At 48.9% G+C, this 14985-nt stretch carries 12 protein-coding genes; 9 read left to right on the top strand and 3 right to left on the bottom strand.

Going from position 1 to position 14985, the window contains the following annotated elements:
* The first annotated feature begins 493 nt into the window (after positions 1 to 493).
* Positions 494 to 1882, top strand: coding sequence for a branched-chain amino acid transport system II carrier protein (brnQ, locus tag JUF10_RS10325; protein WP_203642095.1), 1389 nt, complete (start codon positions 494 to 496; stop codon positions 1880 to 1882).
* On the opposite strand, the gene JUF10_RS10320 is transcribed toward brnQ, so the two are convergent.
* A complete protein-coding gene (locus JUF10_RS10320; protein WP_203642094.1) occupies positions 1879 to 2430 on the bottom strand; it encodes a DUF805 domain-containing protein in 552 nt (183 codons plus the stop codon). The genes brnQ and JUF10_RS10320 overlap by 4 nt on opposite strands.
* A 310-nt stretch (positions 2431 to 2740) precedes the next feature.
* Here JUF10_RS10320 and arsC point away from each other — a divergent pair, with 310 nt between their 5' ends.
* From arsC to JUF10_RS10295, 5 genes are all read left to right on the top strand, one after another.
* Positions 2741 to 3163 carry an arsenate reductase (thioredoxin) gene (gene arsC / locus JUF10_RS10315; RefSeq protein WP_203642093.1) on the top strand — a complete coding sequence of 141 codons (423 nt, stop codon included), beginning with the start codon at positions 2741 to 2743 and terminating at the stop codon, positions 3161 to 3163.
* 307 nt (positions 3164 to 3470) lie between these two features.
* The gene (locus JUF10_RS10310; RefSeq protein ID WP_203642092.1) at positions 3471 to 4661 is read left to right on the top strand and encodes an ROK family protein; all 1191 of its coding nucleotides are present in this window, start codon (positions 3471 to 3473) and stop codon (positions 4659 to 4661) included.
* A 246-nt stretch (positions 4662 to 4907) separates the two neighbouring features.
* A complete protein-coding gene (gene xylA / locus JUF10_RS10305) occupies positions 4908 to 6257 on the top strand; it encodes a xylose isomerase (protein WP_203642091.1) in 1350 nt (449 codons plus the stop codon).
* Between the two features lie 99 nt (positions 6258 to 6356).
* Complete coding sequence (gene xylB / locus JUF10_RS10300; protein WP_203642090.1) at positions 6357 to 7865, top strand: xylulokinase; 1509 nt, start codon at positions 6357 to 6359, stop codon at positions 7863 to 7865.
* Positions 7866 to 8474: 609 nt separating this feature from the next.
* Positions 8475 to 9854 (top strand): sugar porter family MFS transporter, encoded by a 1380-nt coding sequence (locus JUF10_RS10295; RefSeq protein WP_203642089.1) that lies wholly within the window; start codon positions 8475 to 8477, stop codon positions 9852 to 9854.
* 147 nt (positions 9855 to 10001) lie between these two features.
* Here JUF10_RS10295 and JUF10_RS10290 read toward each other — a convergent pair whose 3' ends face one another.
* Positions 10002 to 10808, bottom strand: a complete 807-nt coding sequence (locus tag JUF10_RS10290) for an aldo/keto reductase (protein WP_203642088.1) — start codon at positions 10806 to 10808, stop codon at positions 10002 to 10004.
* 258 nt (positions 10809 to 11066) lie between these two features.
* Between JUF10_RS10290 and JUF10_RS10285 the strand changes: the two genes are divergently transcribed.
* From JUF10_RS10285 to JUF10_RS10275, 3 genes are all read left to right on the top strand, one after another.
* Complete coding sequence (locus JUF10_RS10285) at positions 11067 to 11846, top strand: (S)-acetoin forming diacetyl reductase (RefSeq protein WP_203642087.1); 780 nt, start codon at positions 11067 to 11069, stop codon at positions 11844 to 11846.
* A gap of 408 nt (positions 11847 to 12254) precedes the next feature.
* Complete coding sequence (locus tag JUF10_RS10280; RefSeq protein WP_203642086.1) at positions 12255 to 13190, top strand: hypothetical protein; 936 nt, start codon at positions 12255 to 12257, stop codon at positions 13188 to 13190.
* A gap of 457 nt (positions 13191 to 13647) precedes the next feature.
* The gene (locus JUF10_RS10275; protein ID WP_308440214.1) at positions 13648 to 14022 is read left to right on the top strand and encodes an iron chaperone; all 375 of its coding nucleotides are present in this window, start codon (positions 13648 to 13650) and stop codon (positions 14020 to 14022) included.
* A 51-nt stretch (positions 14023 to 14073) separates the two neighbouring features.
* On the opposite strand, the gene JUF10_RS10270 is transcribed toward JUF10_RS10275, so the two are convergent.
* Entirely contained in the window at positions 14074 to 14895 is an 822-nt protein-coding gene (locus JUF10_RS10270) for a DUF2785 domain-containing protein (RefSeq protein ID WP_203642085.1), read from the bottom strand.
* Positions 14896 to 14985: the final 90 nt, after the last annotated feature.

Below are 14985 nucleotides of genomic sequence, written 5' to 3'. Positions count from 1 at the left end.
ATACTAAACTCCAACCAATGAGAATCCCTTGACATCAGTATTTAGTCCTAGTGACTAACTTGTTCTTGTAATTTGCGCTATATTTTCAATTACAATTCGATTGAGGTATCCATTAACACTCAAATCGCCCATTTTTCGATAATGAGAAAATAATGAAATTACCCATTGATTTTTCACCAACTGGCGCCTATAATCATGACAATACTTTTAAAACGTTGAGGAAAAAAGTAGCACACGTCGCGATGCGTAGTGAGTCACGGTAAGTGGAAAGTGACCATCTAGCGTGTGTGAAAATCATTTCCGAGTTCGAGACTGATATGTAGGTTATCGTGGTGGCCACCATTATCTGGCTAGCGGATGTTAGTCCGCGATGAGTGTGGCGTGTTGCGTCACAAAAAGGTGGTACCGTTCTACTTGTAGAGCCCTTTTCCCGCAGTGGGAAGGGGCTCTTTTTGACGTTCTAGGTAAAAATAAAAGTTGTGGAGGAATCAAAATGGACAAAACTGTAACCGGTAAATCGCACCGGAATTTGGGACAATTACTCGTGGTGAGCTCATTAATTTTTGGCATGTTTTTTGGTTCTGGCAACTTGATTTTTCCTGTTCATTTGGGCCAAATGGCCGGGAGTCACTGGTTTACGGCCGCTTTGGGGTTCGCCATCTCCGGATCACTTTTTCCCTTGCTAGCGATTCTCGCCGTTGTGGTGACGAAGAGTGATGGCCTATTTGATCTGGCTAAGCCGGTGGGGCGGCACTATGCGGCGCTGTTCCTGATTCTCGTTCACCTGACGATTGGACCGTTCTTCGGCACGCCACGGACCGCCGCCACAGCCTACGAAATGGCCGTTCAGCCATTCTTGCCGCAGCGTTTTTCGACCGTGGGGATGCTACTGTTTACCGGCTTATTCTTCGGGGCCGCCTACGTCTTAGCCACGCATCAAAATAGTCTGGTCAAGGTTGTCGGCAAGTACCTCAATGCCTTCTTCCTCGCCATGTTGGCGGTCATCTTCGTGGTCGCGTTCTTCAACCCCATGGGAAGTCTGAACCATGCGGCGACCACGGCTTATCAAACCAACGCGACCATCAGTGGGTTCCTCGAAGGATACAACACCGTTGACGCCGTTGCGCTGCTGGCTTTGAGTGTGACCTTTGTCCATGCCGTGCGTGGCCTCGGTTATCATGACCGCGAGCTGACTAAGCTGACAGCCCAGGCCGGCACCCTTAGTATTGTTTTGGAAATCTTGATCTACTTTGGGCTAGTTTTACTCGGTGCCTTTAGTCTCAGTCAGATGAAACTGTCGGACAACGGTGCTGTGGCCTTATCAGCCATCGTGGGTCACTATTTCAGTAATTTCGGCACACTCTTCTTAGGTGTTTTAGTCACGCTGGGGGTCTTTACCACGGCGCTCGGATTGGTGACCTCATTTGCCCAAGATTTCCACAAACTTTTCCCTAAAGTCAGCTATCTGGCTTGGCTCCGGGTGACGACGTTCGTATCCTTCCTAGTCGCCAACGCCGGTTTAGACACGATCATCGCTTGGTCCTTGCCAGTTTTGATGCTCCTTTACCCACTTTCCTTAGCACTGATTTTAGCGGCATTGACCGTTGCCAAACGCCCGTATGCCGGTATCGTCTACAAAATGACGATTGCCTTTACGGTAGTCCCAGCGGTTTTGGACATGCTAAATAGCGCACCACAAGTCGTCACGCAATTAGCACCAGTTCACGCGGCACTCGCGTTTTACCATCAGGTGATTCCATTTGCCAGTCTCGGGCTGGGGTGGTTGGTCCCAACGCTCGTGGGTTTTGCCTTGGGATTGGTTCTGGGAAAGCTACGGTTGGCCAGTCAGCGAACGACAATGGTGGATAGCAACCGTCCTTAAGGCGTGTACGGATTTTGTCGCTGCCTAGAGGGTTCGCAGAGGATGACGGCTAACAAAATGCCGCCAAATGGGATGAGTAGATTGAGTAGCGAGATTTTGCCACTATGACCTGAATCGTGGAGTCGGCGGATTTCAGCCGTTATGAGGCCGAAAGCGAGGAGCACCAACAACAAAACTGGTGGCACTAAAGCAGCCCAGGTTGCTGGGGAATAATTCGTTAGTTGGGTCCAGTCAGGCTGTTGACCGATTGCGAAGAGGCCAAAGACACCGATAAATAGACTGATCAGACCGATGCCGACCATACTCCACCAGTAATCCGCGCGGCCTAGACACTTCGACGTATTCGTCAGGTTCTTAAAAAAGAGACCAGTCGACGAAACCAGGTTCGGCCGCATGGTTTCATTATAGGGGCAATCAAGCGGTTCTAAGGGCATCGTCACAGTTGACCGGGCCTCGAAACTCTGTGCGGCGCTACAATACTGACAAAAGTTGGCACCCAACGGAATCGGTTTGCCACATTTGATACAGGTGGATCGATAGTTTTCCATATGATTCACTCCCCGGATAGTTCCAGTGACGGCCATTAAAATTAGCGGTTGTTAAGCTAGTAGTCCCATGATATCCTTGTTGAAGAGGAATCGCGAGACTTATTTAGCTTTGGCGGTAAATCCGCTATTGTGTGGTTAATATTTAACTATCATTTATAAATTAATCGCTAGTTGAAATTTTTCCGAGAAACTGGGCATTAACAGCAGTATTCTGTGATGAATATCGTTATAATAGGTGAAAGTCAGAATCACCTATTATGTATCCTAGAATTTATCGCTTCACGGTCACTTTACTTTGGAGGTTAGACAAATGACGCAACTTTATTTTCTATGTACTGGTAATTCATGCCGCAGCCAGATGGCAGAAGGGTTTGCCCGTGAGTTAGCACCCAAGGATTGGACGATTGCTAGTGCCGGCGTTGAACGGCACGGCTTAAATCCCTTGGCCGTTCAAGTCATGGAAGAGGTCGGCATCGACATTTCCCAACAGACGTCTAAGCTGATCGATGTCGATTACCTCAATACTAGCGATATCGTGGTCACGCTCTGTGGCGATGCACGCGATAAATGTCCAGTCACACCGTCGAGCGTAACGCGACTGCACTGGCCGTTGACCGATCCCGCGCAAGCTACGGGGACGCCTGATCAGATCATGACGACCTTCCGTCAGTCGCGCGATGAGATCAAAAGTCGCGTGACCTCATTGATTGCCGATATTCAATCCTTAGTCTAGGGATAGTTCACACGAAAATAGAGGGTTACCAGGAGCCACTCTGCGATATTTGCGGGGTGGTTTCTTTTAGTCATTAACTAAGTGCTGGGGTTAAATAGACGTTTAATTGAAATAATTATCGAAAAACAGTTGTATTTTCACAAGGCGTGAGTAATACTTAGGTTAGTTGGTTCACTAAACCATGAGGGTAATTTTGGTACCGGTTACAAAACTTGATTAAGTCAAGGAATTAGTGATGCCAAGTTAGTTGGGATTTTTCAGGTCCCAGTGATCGACTAAAATTAACAACCTATAAGGAGGAGATTGGATGGTTCGTCAAAGTATGAATCGGAATCAGTTACACGACCAGAACCTGAAGTTTGTGCTGCAGCAGATTTTTAACAACCATCCCACCTCGCGAATTGAAATTTCTCACCAGCTTCACCTGAATAAGTCCACGGTCTCATCGCTCTACAATACGCTGATGGCCAACGGTTACTTAACAGAATTAGGCCTGGGGGAGGCTTCGACAGCGGGTGGGCGCAAACCGACGTTGGTTGAAATTAACCGTAACTACGGCTACACGTTAACGTTTGACCTGGGGTACCGGCATCTACATGCGCTGGTCACGCTGCTAAATGGACACGTATGGAAATACGACCGTATTGAAACGAAGGGCCGGTCGATCCACGATATGATTGACCGAATCAAGCAATATATCGCGCAAATTGACGCGGAAGACAAGACGAGTAATGGCCTATTGGGGATTTGTTTCTCCATTCATGGGATCGTCTTAAATAATAAGGTGCAGACGTCACCATTTATTGATATGGATGGCGTTGACCTCGAAGATGTCTTCACGTCGGCCTATGACGTGCCGGTCGTTTTGGAAAACGAAGCCAACTTATCCGCTATTTACGAACGCGACTTCAACGGTGCCCGGCAGCTCAACAGTACCGTCACCATCAGTATTCACCGGGGGATCGGTGCCGGGGTCATTCTCCACCGGGACCTATTCCGCGGCGAACACGGGGATGCCGGTGAAATTGGCCGGACCATTGCTAGTATCGAAATCGATGGCAACGGTAAGTCCCACGCCATTCACGCCGAAGATATCAGCTCCGAAGACGCCGTGATTCGGCAAGTCGAGCAGGCAAAAGGGGTCGACACGCTGGATCGCGAGGACATTGTCCGGTTAGCACAGTCCCAGGACCCGGAAACCGTTAAGGCATTACAAACCTTTACCACGGCCATCGCTGGTCTCATTTACAACACCATGCGGACGCTCGATCCCGATGCGTTCTTCCTTAACTCACCTTTAGTAGAAGAGTTACCAGATTTATTAGCAGATATTCGGCGAGTCTATCAACAATTGTCTGATTCCAATCTGGGCATTGAGTTGACCACTAACGCCCGGCTGGCAACGGTTCTAGGTGGCTGCTCACTGATTACGCATCAAGTGTTGGGTCTTGAGGGTTATGAGTTGAATTTTGACCGACCACTTGACGCAGAAAATTAAATCAAACGCAAAAGTCTGGGAAGTTTTTCCCGGGCTTTTTTGTTGCTCAGCGATACCAGGTCATTAATATAGTAGAAACAGTTCAGGAAAGAACCAGGTTTTAGTTGGTTTGACCGGAAATTGTTATTGCCCTGAATTTTTTGAATCTTTTTTGGCGAAAACGCTTGCATTCGATTTAAAAGATTGTATACTAGTATTTGTAAGTTGGTTGTCGCAACGAACTAACTAGGAGGGTATTATAAAATTATGACTGAAGAATACTGGAAAGGCATCGACAAGATTCAATATGTCGGCCATCAAGATAAGAAATCTGGTTTAGGATTCCAATACTACAATCCGGAAGAAGTTATTGCCGGAAAGAAAATGAAAGATTGGTTACGTTTCGCCGTAGCTTACTGGCACACATTTGACCAACGCTTAGTTGACCCATTTGGTGACGGTACTGCTCAACGTCCTTACGACAAGTACACTGATCCTATGGATTTAGCCTTAGCTAAGGTTGACGCTGCATTCGAATTCTACAACAAATTAGGTGTAGATTACCTTTGCTTCCATGACCGCGACTTGGCACCAGAAGGCAACACTTTACGTGAAACCAACGCCAACTTGGACAAGGTTGTTGACAAGATCGTTGAATACCAAAAGACTTCTGGCATGAAGGTTTTGTGGAACACTTCGAACATGTTCACGAACCCTCGTTTCGTCGAAGGTGCTGGTACTTCTCCATACGCTGATATCTTTGCCTACAGTGCTGCTCAATTGAAGCACAGTTTGGAAATTGGTAAGCGTGTCGGTTCTGAAAACTATGTCTTCTGGGGCGGCCGTGAAGGTTACGAATCACTCTGGAACACCAACATGAAGCAAGAACAAGAACATGCTGCTAAGTTATTCCATATGGCTAAGGACTACGCTAACGAAATTGGCTTCGACGCACAAATGCTGCTCGAACCAAAGCCAAAGGAACCAACGACGCACCAATACGACTTCGATGCCGCAACGACTATTGCCTTCATGAAGGAATACGACTTGGACAAAGACTTCAAGTTGAACTTGGAAGGTAACCATGCTAACTTGGCTGGCCATACTTACCAACACGAAATCCGTGTTGCTCGTGAAGCTGGCTTGTTAGGGTCATTGGATGCCAACCAAGGTGACAAGTTAATCGGCTGGGATATTGATGAATACCCATCTAACTTGTACGAAACCACTGCTGCAATGTACGAAGTTGTCGAAAACGGCAGCATCGGACCTCGCGGTGGGTTGAACTTCGATGCTAAGCCTCGTCGTTCATCATTTGCCCCAGAAGACCTCTTCTTAGGCCACATTGTTGGGATGGACAGCTTTGCTGCCGGCCTGCGTGTTGCTGCTGCTATGAAGGAAGACGGCTTCTTAGACACCTTAAAGGCTGACCGTTACAGCTCATACGAATCCGGTGTTGGTGCCGAAATCGAAAGCGGCAAGGCTGACTTCAAGTCCCTTGAAAAGTACGCTATCGACAAGCCACAATCCGAATTGATTGCTGCTACCCACTCCGACCACTTGGAAGAAGTTAAGGATACCATCAACCACTACATCGTTGAAACGTTGAGCAAGTAATCCTTTGCTCTACGAAAAATAACTGACAATAGAATGGCGGACGGACCGTGTGTCCGCCCGCCATTTTTATGACGCGATATAAACTAGGAGGAATAACCGATGGGGAAGTATGTACTCGGCGTTGACCTGGGGACTAGTGCCGTTAAAGTTTCAGCGCTAGATCACAGCGGCCAGATCGTCGCCCAAGAAAGTTTTGACTATGATTTAATCCAAAAGAAGCCCGGTTACAACGAGCAAAATCCTGAAGACTGGGTTTCCGGGACGACGGTGGCGATTGTCCGCTTGATTTTGACCGACCATTTAGCGGCCGAAGAAATCGAGGGCTTGAGCTTTTCTGGGCAAATGCACGGGTTAGTTCTGTTGGATGAGAACAAGAAGGTCTTACGGCCATCCATTCTCTGGAACGATACGCGCAGCACGCCACAACGTGAAGAAATTGAAGCGAAGCTCGGTGACGAGTTCGTTGACATTACCCGTAACCAACCACTGGAAGGCTTTACGCTGACCAAGTTATTGTGGGTCAAGGAAAACGAACCCGACATCTGGGCCAAGGCCAAGTACTTTGTCTTACCTAAAGACTACGTGCGTTACCGGATGACTGGTAACCTCGCAATGGACTACTCCGATGCCACTGGGACCGTCTTACTCGACGTTGCCAAGGGCGAATGGAGCAAGAAGATTTGTGACACGTTCGACATTCCAATGAGCATGTGCCCACCATTGATCAAGTCCGTTGATTTTGCGGGGACGGTGACGCCGGCCTACGCTGAATTTTCTGGCTTGACCACCGCCACCAAGGTCTTTGGTGGCGCCGCCGATAACGCGGCTGGTGCAGTTGGGGCGGGGATTCTCCACCCGAACATGGTTCTGTCTAGTATCGGGACGTCTGGTGTTGTGTTGAAATATGAAGACAACGCCGACGTTAATTATCACGGGGTCCTTCAATTTGAAGACCACGCGATTCCTGATAAATATTACTCCATGGGGGTCACTTTGGCCGCTGGGTACTCCCTCAGCTGGTTCAAAAAGACCTTCGCTCCTGCAGAGAATTTCACCGATTTCGTTGCGAGTGCGGCGAAGTCAACGGTTGGGGCTAATGGCCTCCTGTACACGCCGTACATTGTCGGTGAACGGGCACCTTACGCGGATGCCGATATCCGGGGGAGCTTTACTGGGGTCGACGGAACCCATCAACGTTATGATTTCGTCCGTGCTGTTTTGGAAGGCATCGTCTTCTCGTTTAGAGATCTCTTTGATATCTACGAAGAAAACGGTGGCGACTTTGACACGGTCGTTTCTATCGGTGGGGGCGCCAAGAGTCCACTCTGGTTGCAGATTCAAGCCGACATCTTTAACCGTAAAGTTGTCAGCCTGAAGAACGAACAGGGGCCTGGCATGGGAGCTGCAATGATTGCGGCTACCGGTCTAGGTTGGTTCGATTCCTTACAGGATTGCGCACAGACTTTCGTTCACTTTGGCAAGGCTTACGAGCCCAACCCAGAGAACGTGAAGAAGTACGAGAAGATGCATGCCATCTACAAGCAGGTCTACAAACAGACCAAGGCCATCAGTGAACAACTGCTGGACTACCGTAAGGAAGAACTATAGGCGTTAGAAAGGGTCTTCGCTGTCTGGTGGAGGCCTTTTTGCTGTGACGAAAAATGGCCGCACTCCGGCTGCCAGGGACTGCGCCTGCTGTGGGGACGCTTCAGGCTGGAAGGGCACCAGTCTTCTCGCTCGCTTTTAAGCCGCGAAAATCGTGCGTCTTAAAAGTCGCCCATTGTGATAGCTGCCAGCTATCACGATTACCACGGCTGGCTCCGTCCCTGGCCTCCTCTGGCTTAGATTGATCTCTACTACAGCAATAGTCAATCTGCCAGTGTACAGGGTAAGCGGTTGGTGTTACCGCCTAGGACGGCAGAGAGTCCATAATTGCATAAACAAGCGGGTCTTCGTCAGATACGGAGGCCTTTTTGTTTATACCAAATAATAATTAAGATTCATGATTATCCATGTGCGTTTTCACACAAAGATGAGAGCTATGAGAATCAGTCGAAATGTTACAATCTATTATTAAAGTATAGGAAACGCTTTCAGAATTTGTAAAAATGTGCTATAGTAATCACATGGTTGGTTGAAACAATCAACTAACCGCAAGTAGAATACCAACTTACAAAAAATTCTACGGTGATTTACCGTCAAAGGAAGTCAGTAACGATGCATAAAGTTTCGACCGGATTCATTTACTTTTTTGGCGCCCTCGGCGGGTTGCTCTTTGGTTACGATACCGGAGTTATCTCCGGGGCGATTCTCTTTATTCAAAAACAAATGCATTTAGGCGCTTGGCAACAGGGCTGGGTCGTGAGCTCCGTTCTGTTAGGGGCGATTCTAGGGGCTGCTATTATTGGGCCGTCGTCTGACCGGTATGGTCGGCGTAAGTTACTCCTACTCTCCGCCATTATCTTCTTGGTTGGGGCGATTGGGTCCGCATTTTCACCGGAATTCTGGTCGCTGATCATCTTCCGGGTCATCTTAGGGATGGCCGTCGGGGCTGCTTCAGCGTTAATCCCAACGTACCTTGCTGAGTTGGCACCCGCTGACAAACGGGGGACCGTTGCCAGTCTCTTTCAACTGATGGTTATGTCGGGTATCTTGTTGGCATACATCACTAATTACAGCTTCTCCGGATTGTATACCGGTTGGCGTTGGATGTTAGGGTTTGCCGCAATTCCTGCCGCACTGCTCTTCTTTGGTGGGTTGATCTTACCAGAAAGTCCTCGGTTCTTGGTCAAGTCCGGCCGCGTTGATGAAGCGCGTGAGGTTTTAGATACCATGAATGGCCATGACACCACCATCGTTAACCGTGAAATTCATCAAATTAAAGAACAAGCCGGCGTCGTGAGTGGCGGCTGGCCAGAATTATTTAGTAAAATGGTGCGTCCTTCATTGATCATCGGGGTTGGCTTAGCCATCTTCCAACAGGTCATGGGCTGTAACACCGTGTTGTACTACGCACCAACCATCTTTACCGACGTTGGTTTTGGGGTCTCAGCGGCGCTGTTAGCCCACATCGGAATCGGGGTCTTCAACGTGATTGTGACCGCTGTTGCCGTAACGATCATGGATAAGATCGACCGGAAAAAGATGCTGATCATTGGCTCCGTTGGGATGGGAATTTCCCTCTTCGTCATGAGCATGGGGATGAAGTTCTCCGGCGGGTCACACGCAGCGGCCATCATTTCCGTGATTGCCTTGACCGTCTACATCGCATTCTTCTCCGCAACTTGGGGCCCTGTGATGTGGGTCATGATTGGTGAAGTCTTCCCATTGAACATTCGGGGCTTAGGAAATTCCTTTGCCAGTGTGATCAACTGGACAGCTAACATGATTGTTTCCCTGACGTTCCCATCACTACTGGACTTCTTCGGAACCGGGAGCTTGTTCATCGGTTACGGTGTGCTGTGCTTTCTCTCCATCTGGTTCGTTCACAAGATGGTCTTCGAAACGCGGAACCGTTCGCTGGAAGACATTGAAGCAACATTACGTGAAAAGGCTGGCGAAGATGAAGTTGCTGGTCTGAGTACCGCGCAGAAGTAAAATTAACCATGTCATATTTGGAGGCTAGGACAAAAGTTCTGGCCTCTTTTCATGTCTGAACTTATCCATTAGCCAAACTGTTTCCGGCGCAACAAAAAGCGAGGTTGGGATTAGTTGTCCCAACCTCGCTTGCGTAACCGAAGTCGCTTAGTCGTAGTTTAAATGCTTATTTTGGTCTAAGCCGTTAATTTCTTCAATTTCAGCAGCAGTTAAGTTAAATCCAGAGATCTCGAAGTTTTCCTTAACCCGCGCTGGTTTTGAGGACTTAGGGAAGACCACAAAGCCCGTATCAATTTGCCACCGTAAAACGATTTGAGCGGGTGACTTGCCGTATTTTTCAGCCAGCTTGGTGATAACTGGATCTTCTAGGATTAAATGACCATGGCCGATTGGGGAGTACCCTTCGTTGACCAGACCGTTGTCCGTATCGAACTTGCCTAAATCGGCTTGGACCTTGTAGGGGTGCCGTTCGATTTGGTTGACCATTGGCTTCACCGTGGCCATCGCGAAGACTTGTTCGAGTTGGTCTTTAGAGAAGTTAGACACACCGATGGCCCGGACCTTCTTTTGTTGGTACAAGGTTTCAAAGGCGCGCCAAGTGTCCAACGTTAAGTCGAAGTTCTTTTCGTTTGGCCAGTGAATCAAGTAGAGGTCTAGGTAATCCAGCTGTAAGTCAGCTAAGGTTTGGTCAAATGCAGCTAGGGTCTTATCGTACCCTTGATCAGCGTTCCAGACCTTAGACGTGATAAACAGGTCAGAGCGGTCGACGCCAGAGTCCTTGATGGCCTGCCCAACTGCGGGTTCGTTACCGTAAATGTGGGCGCAGTCGAGATGCCGATAACCAGCGTCTAAGGCCGTCTTGATTGCTGCTGGGACGTCCTTGCTGTCGATCAAATAGGTTCCAAAGCCTAGCATGGGGATGGTCACGCCGTTGCTTAATTGAGTTGTTTCCATGTCATTACCTCACTTTAAAATATTTTGAGTCCGAACACTTATGTCCATGATACACTACTCTGCCAATAGTTTCATGGATGACACTTAGCGGGCTGTGGTGAACGAAATGCTGGGCTAACAACAATTCCACTAATTAGTTCAATTGAACAACTAAGACGTTAAAAAAGTTCCGCGCGTAATCGCTTTCAATACCTCATTGTTTCCGGTAGAATGTGAGTGTACCTGGAAATCTACTTATTCTGAAGGAGTGAATGGCACATGGCATCAAATGGTAAAGTAGCAATGGTTACTGGCGGCGGACAAGGAATTGGGGAAGCCATTTCCAAACGTTTAGCCAATGATGGTTTTGCTGTATCAGTTGCTGATTTGAACTTGGACAATGCCAACAAAGTCGTTGCTGCTATCGAAGCTGATGGTGGCAAGGCCGTTGCTGTTAAAGTCGACGTTGCCGACCGCGACAGTGTGTTTGCTGCGGTCAACACGACTGCTGACGAGCTCGGCGGGTTTGACGTGATCGTCAACAATGCCGGCCTTGGCCCCACGACGCCGATCGACACGATTACCCCAGAACAGTTTGATTTAGTGTACCACGTCAACGTTGCCGGGACCCTATGGGGCATCCAAGCAGCGCATGCCAAATTAAAGGAACTCGGTCACGGCGGGAAGATTATCAACGCAACTTCTCAAGCCGGCGTTGTCGGGAACCCGAACTTAGCCCTGTACAGTGGCACCAAGTTTGCCATTCGGGGGATTACCCAAGTCGTTGCGCGGGACTTAGCTGCTGAAGGTATCACGGCTAACGCTTACGCACCAGGAATTGTGAAGACGCCAATGATGTTTGACATCGCACACAAGGTAGGTCAAAATGCCGGTAAAGACGACGAATGGGGCATGCAGACATTTGCGAAGGACATTACTCTGGGTCGGCTGTCCGAACCAGAGGACGTTGCGGCCGGGGTTGCCTTCTTGGCAGGCCCAGACTCCAACTACATTACCGGACAGACATTGGAAGTTGATGGTGGGATGCAGTTCCACTAGCAACAATTTGAGTTGAATAGGAACATCGGGGACGTCGTAGTGGTCACGGCGTCCCTTTTAAAATGGAGAGTGGGACAAAAGGCGGTTAGTCAATGAGCATTAACGTCGATAGACAAATAATCCTGGTTTTGGATTGTTTGTCTATCGGGGTTAAGCGGAGTTGACTGCCTTTTGTCCCACGTTTCCGCTATGTATGTTCGGAGCGTAAAACGGGACAGGGGGATTTTGTCTCAGGTCCCTTTTAAAATAGGCCACCCCCTCATGTAAATAGCGAGCACCCGTGACTTGTGCAGTTGGTGAAAAGAATGCCAGGTTTCATAGATGTCGGTCGTAATTAATCCACCTATTATCAGTTTTGGCTAGAACTGGTCAAGCGAGAGTGCTACTCTGAAATAGAGGAGGGGTTATATGAAACGTTTAATTCAGTTTGCCAGTGTTCTCGGAGTCGCTGGTAGCATGTTCTTTTTATCAGGCACGTCGGCGAAGGCTGCTAGCGAACAATATTCTTCAGCCAGTCGCTCACAATCAGTGAAATTAGTTTGGCGGAAGAGCATGAAGGAACACGCTTTTACGCGTTCGCAGGGTGGCCGCTATTCGAAGCATCTGGGCCTGTTGTACGCCATGGGGTATGAGGAGCCGGATGAGATCTGGTTCACCGATGCCCATGAAAAATTGTACAACAAGGTGAAGGGCACATCAGCCATCTATTATCACGTTCAAACTGCTGCGGGGATGCACAAAGGGTGGATTTGGCGGGGCTACTTGAAGCCAACGACGACCACCCAAACGCCGGCAGTTGTGGGTGCCAAAATAGCCAAGAATCAGGCGCTCAAGACGCAACAAAATATTGCCTTCCAAAAAATGACTAATCAACAGATTCAAGCGGCCGTGGCCAAGAAGCTGGCGAGTCAGTACACCTTTAACCCGCAGATGATGGCGTTTGCGCAGTACATGACTTATGCTGATGATGGGGTTAGTGGTCAAACGAGGGACCGTTCTAAAGTTTGGCAGCCTGCGAAGTTTGGTATCAAGGGCAACAAGCACTTTATTGGTGATGGTGGATTGACGTCCATTGAAGATATGGACTTGGGCTGGATGCGGTCGTTGCCAGCTAACACGCAAGGTGGAAATTATCTGGTGGATGGCCTAGCGGATGAGATTGCGCATTCCCTACAATACGTCACTAAGAATCATCATGCGCGTAATCTTGGGTTTGGTGTCGTCTCTGATCCGGGAGCGAGCTTGCAAGAGGGTGCTTCTAACGATCCGTATTCTAAGAACTTCTATCTGGCACTTGAGGTTGAATTTTACTGGCAGGATGATCACGTCGTCAACACCTGGTAGTTTTACGAGTTGAAAATAAAAGTAAATTTATCGTGGTCAACCAGTGGTAAACTTGAGCTGAGGCGGTGAAACTTGTGAAGTATAGTTTTTTTCGGAAATGGACTTTTTGGCTAGGCGTAGTCGTTTTTGTGTCCACGCTATTTTCCCTCACACCCGGCAATGCATTTTCCGTTAAGTTGTTTAGCGGAAGCTGGATGATGACTTTGGGCGAATGCGTCGTTGGACTGGGATTTGTGATCGAAGCTATCTATAGTAGTCAAAAATCGAAATAGAATTGGACGCGACTAACGGGTGAGTTGAAACCGGGTGGTCGCGTTTTTTTGCGACTTTTGTTGGATAATGGCAGTGCTACTAATCAAGTGCAAACAACATCACCTTACATAGAAGAAAACATGCTACAATAAAAACAATTTAACGTGGTCGCTGGACCATGACGAAACCATTTAGGGGTGAACCTATGATTGCAGAATTTGAAGATTACTTAGCGAAGATTGACGACGCGGAACACCAAGAACGCGTGCGAACCGTGTTGAATTGGGTCCAGACGACCTTTCCGCAGCTCGAACAGCGGTTTGCGTGGAATCAGCCGATGTTTACCGACCATGGCACGTTCATTATTGGGTTCAGCGTGGCCAAGGCCCACATGGCGTTTGCCCCCGAGGGTCAGGCGATGGACCAGTTCGCCGATGCCATTCAGGCCGCAAAGTATAATCCCGGAAAGAAATTTGGTCGCATCAAATGGACTCAAGATGTGGATTACGATCTGTTGAAGCAGATCATTTCATTTAATATTGCCGATAAGGCCGAAACGACAACGTTCTGGCGGAAATAAAAGCAAAGGTGCTGACACAGTCTGGTTTAATCAGATTGTATCGGCACCTTTTTAGTTCATGTAACCATTTGCTTGATAGTAGTGATGACTTAATGCCGTAATCAGTTGTTGGGTGGCGCTTTCTCCTGGCAACAAGAAATACAGGTGGTGGAGGAAGCTGAGCCAGTTGTGTAGCCGTGCGGCGGGGCCACGGTCAAACGAGAAGTTGGTCCACAAGCGCTGGTCGGTGGCGGTTAGCCAGTCATTGAGCTGCGTTGTGGTCAGATGGTCGACTCGCAGTGCTTGAATCAGTGGCATGGCCAGACGCGGCTCCTCGTCAAATTGAAAAGGAGTCGTCTGGCGGGCGAACACCGTGGCAATGGTCGCCAGTGCTGTTGGCGTTTGGTCGAGGGGAAACTGGGGATGCCGCCACGCATAGCCTAGCAGGTCGCTGCCATGAGCGACGCCATGGGCCCAGCCTTTCTCCGGTACCCAGCCGCGTTGGTCATGTTCGCGGACGAGGTAGGTCAGGGCATCGTTGAAAAATTGGTCCCGGTCGGTGGCGGTTAGCCAGTCATATTGGGCGTCGTTATCCAGCACGGCTGCGGTCAATAGCGCCGTAAATGTTCGCTGAAAAACGGCGTCATTAGTCGGCTGGTCGATGGCGGTGAAGAGGCCGCGTTTGGTCAGCAGGTGCTTAGCGATGGTCCGGCATTGGTCACGGGTGAACGCATCCTCAGCTAACCCCCGTTCAAAGAGGGTGAAGACCGTGTCGTCACGAATCGTGGGGGCCAGGTCACCGACATGTGCCAGTAACAGCTCGACTTGGTCGTCCGTAAGGCTTAAGTTGGGCGCATCGACCAGTTGTCGTAATTCAATTGGAAAGTCTGTCATACCAATCGCCTCCAGTTTTTCTTAGTATACGCCGATTTGGGGGTGATGGTTGAAGGTTGAAAGATAAATTTGGCGCACTGCGGCTGCTAG

Origin of the sequence: Levilactobacillus andaensis (assembly GCF_016861695.1) — a bacterium.
In the GTDB taxonomy this organism is placed as follows: Bacteria; Bacillota; Bacilli; order Lactobacillales; family Lactobacillaceae; genus Levilactobacillus; species Levilactobacillus andaensis.
Note: the sequence above shows the minus strand (reverse complement) of the source record. Positions and strands in the feature narration are given on the sequence as shown.

Excerpts from the sequence above, each read along its gene's own strand:
- brnQ (WP_203642095.1), top strand. The coding sequence starts at position 494 with ATGGACAAAACTGTAACCGGTAAATCGCACCGGAATTTGGGACAATTA.
- JUF10_RS10320 (WP_203642094.1), bottom strand. The coding sequence starts at position 2,430 with ATGGAAAACTATCGATCCACCTGTATCAAATGTGGCAAACCGATTCCG.
- arsC (WP_203642093.1), top strand. The coding sequence starts at position 2,741 with ATGACGCAACTTTATTTTCTATGTACTGGTAATTCATGCCGCAGCCAG.
- JUF10_RS10310 (WP_203642092.1), top strand. The coding sequence starts at position 3,471 with ATGGTTCGTCAAAGTATGAATCGGAATCAGTTACACGACCAGAACCTG.
- xylA (WP_203642091.1), top strand. The coding sequence starts at position 4,908 with ATGACTGAAGAATACTGGAAAGGCATCGACAAGATTCAATATGTCGGC.
- xylB (WP_203642090.1), top strand. The coding sequence starts at position 6,357 with ATGGGGAAGTATGTACTCGGCGTTGACCTGGGGACTAGTGCCGTTAAA.
- JUF10_RS10295 (WP_203642089.1), top strand. The coding sequence starts at position 8,475 with ATGCATAAAGTTTCGACCGGATTCATTTACTTTTTTGGCGCCCTCGGC.
- JUF10_RS10290 (WP_203642088.1), bottom strand. The coding sequence starts at position 10,808 with ATGGAAACAACTCAATTAAGCAACGGCGTGACCATCCCCATGCTAGGC.
- JUF10_RS10285 (WP_203642087.1), top strand. The coding sequence starts at position 11,067 with ATGGCATCAAATGGTAAAGTAGCAATGGTTACTGGCGGCGGACAAGGA.
- JUF10_RS10280 (WP_203642086.1), top strand. The coding sequence starts at position 12,255 with ATGAAACGTTTAATTCAGTTTGCCAGTGTTCTCGGAGTCGCTGGTAGC.
- JUF10_RS10275 (WP_308440214.1), top strand. The coding sequence starts at position 13,648 with ATGATTGCAGAATTTGAAGATTACTTAGCGAAGATTGACGACGCGGAA.
- JUF10_RS10270 (WP_203642085.1), bottom strand. The coding sequence starts at position 14,895 with ATGACAGACTTTCCAATTGAATTACGACAACTGGTCGATGCGCCCAAC.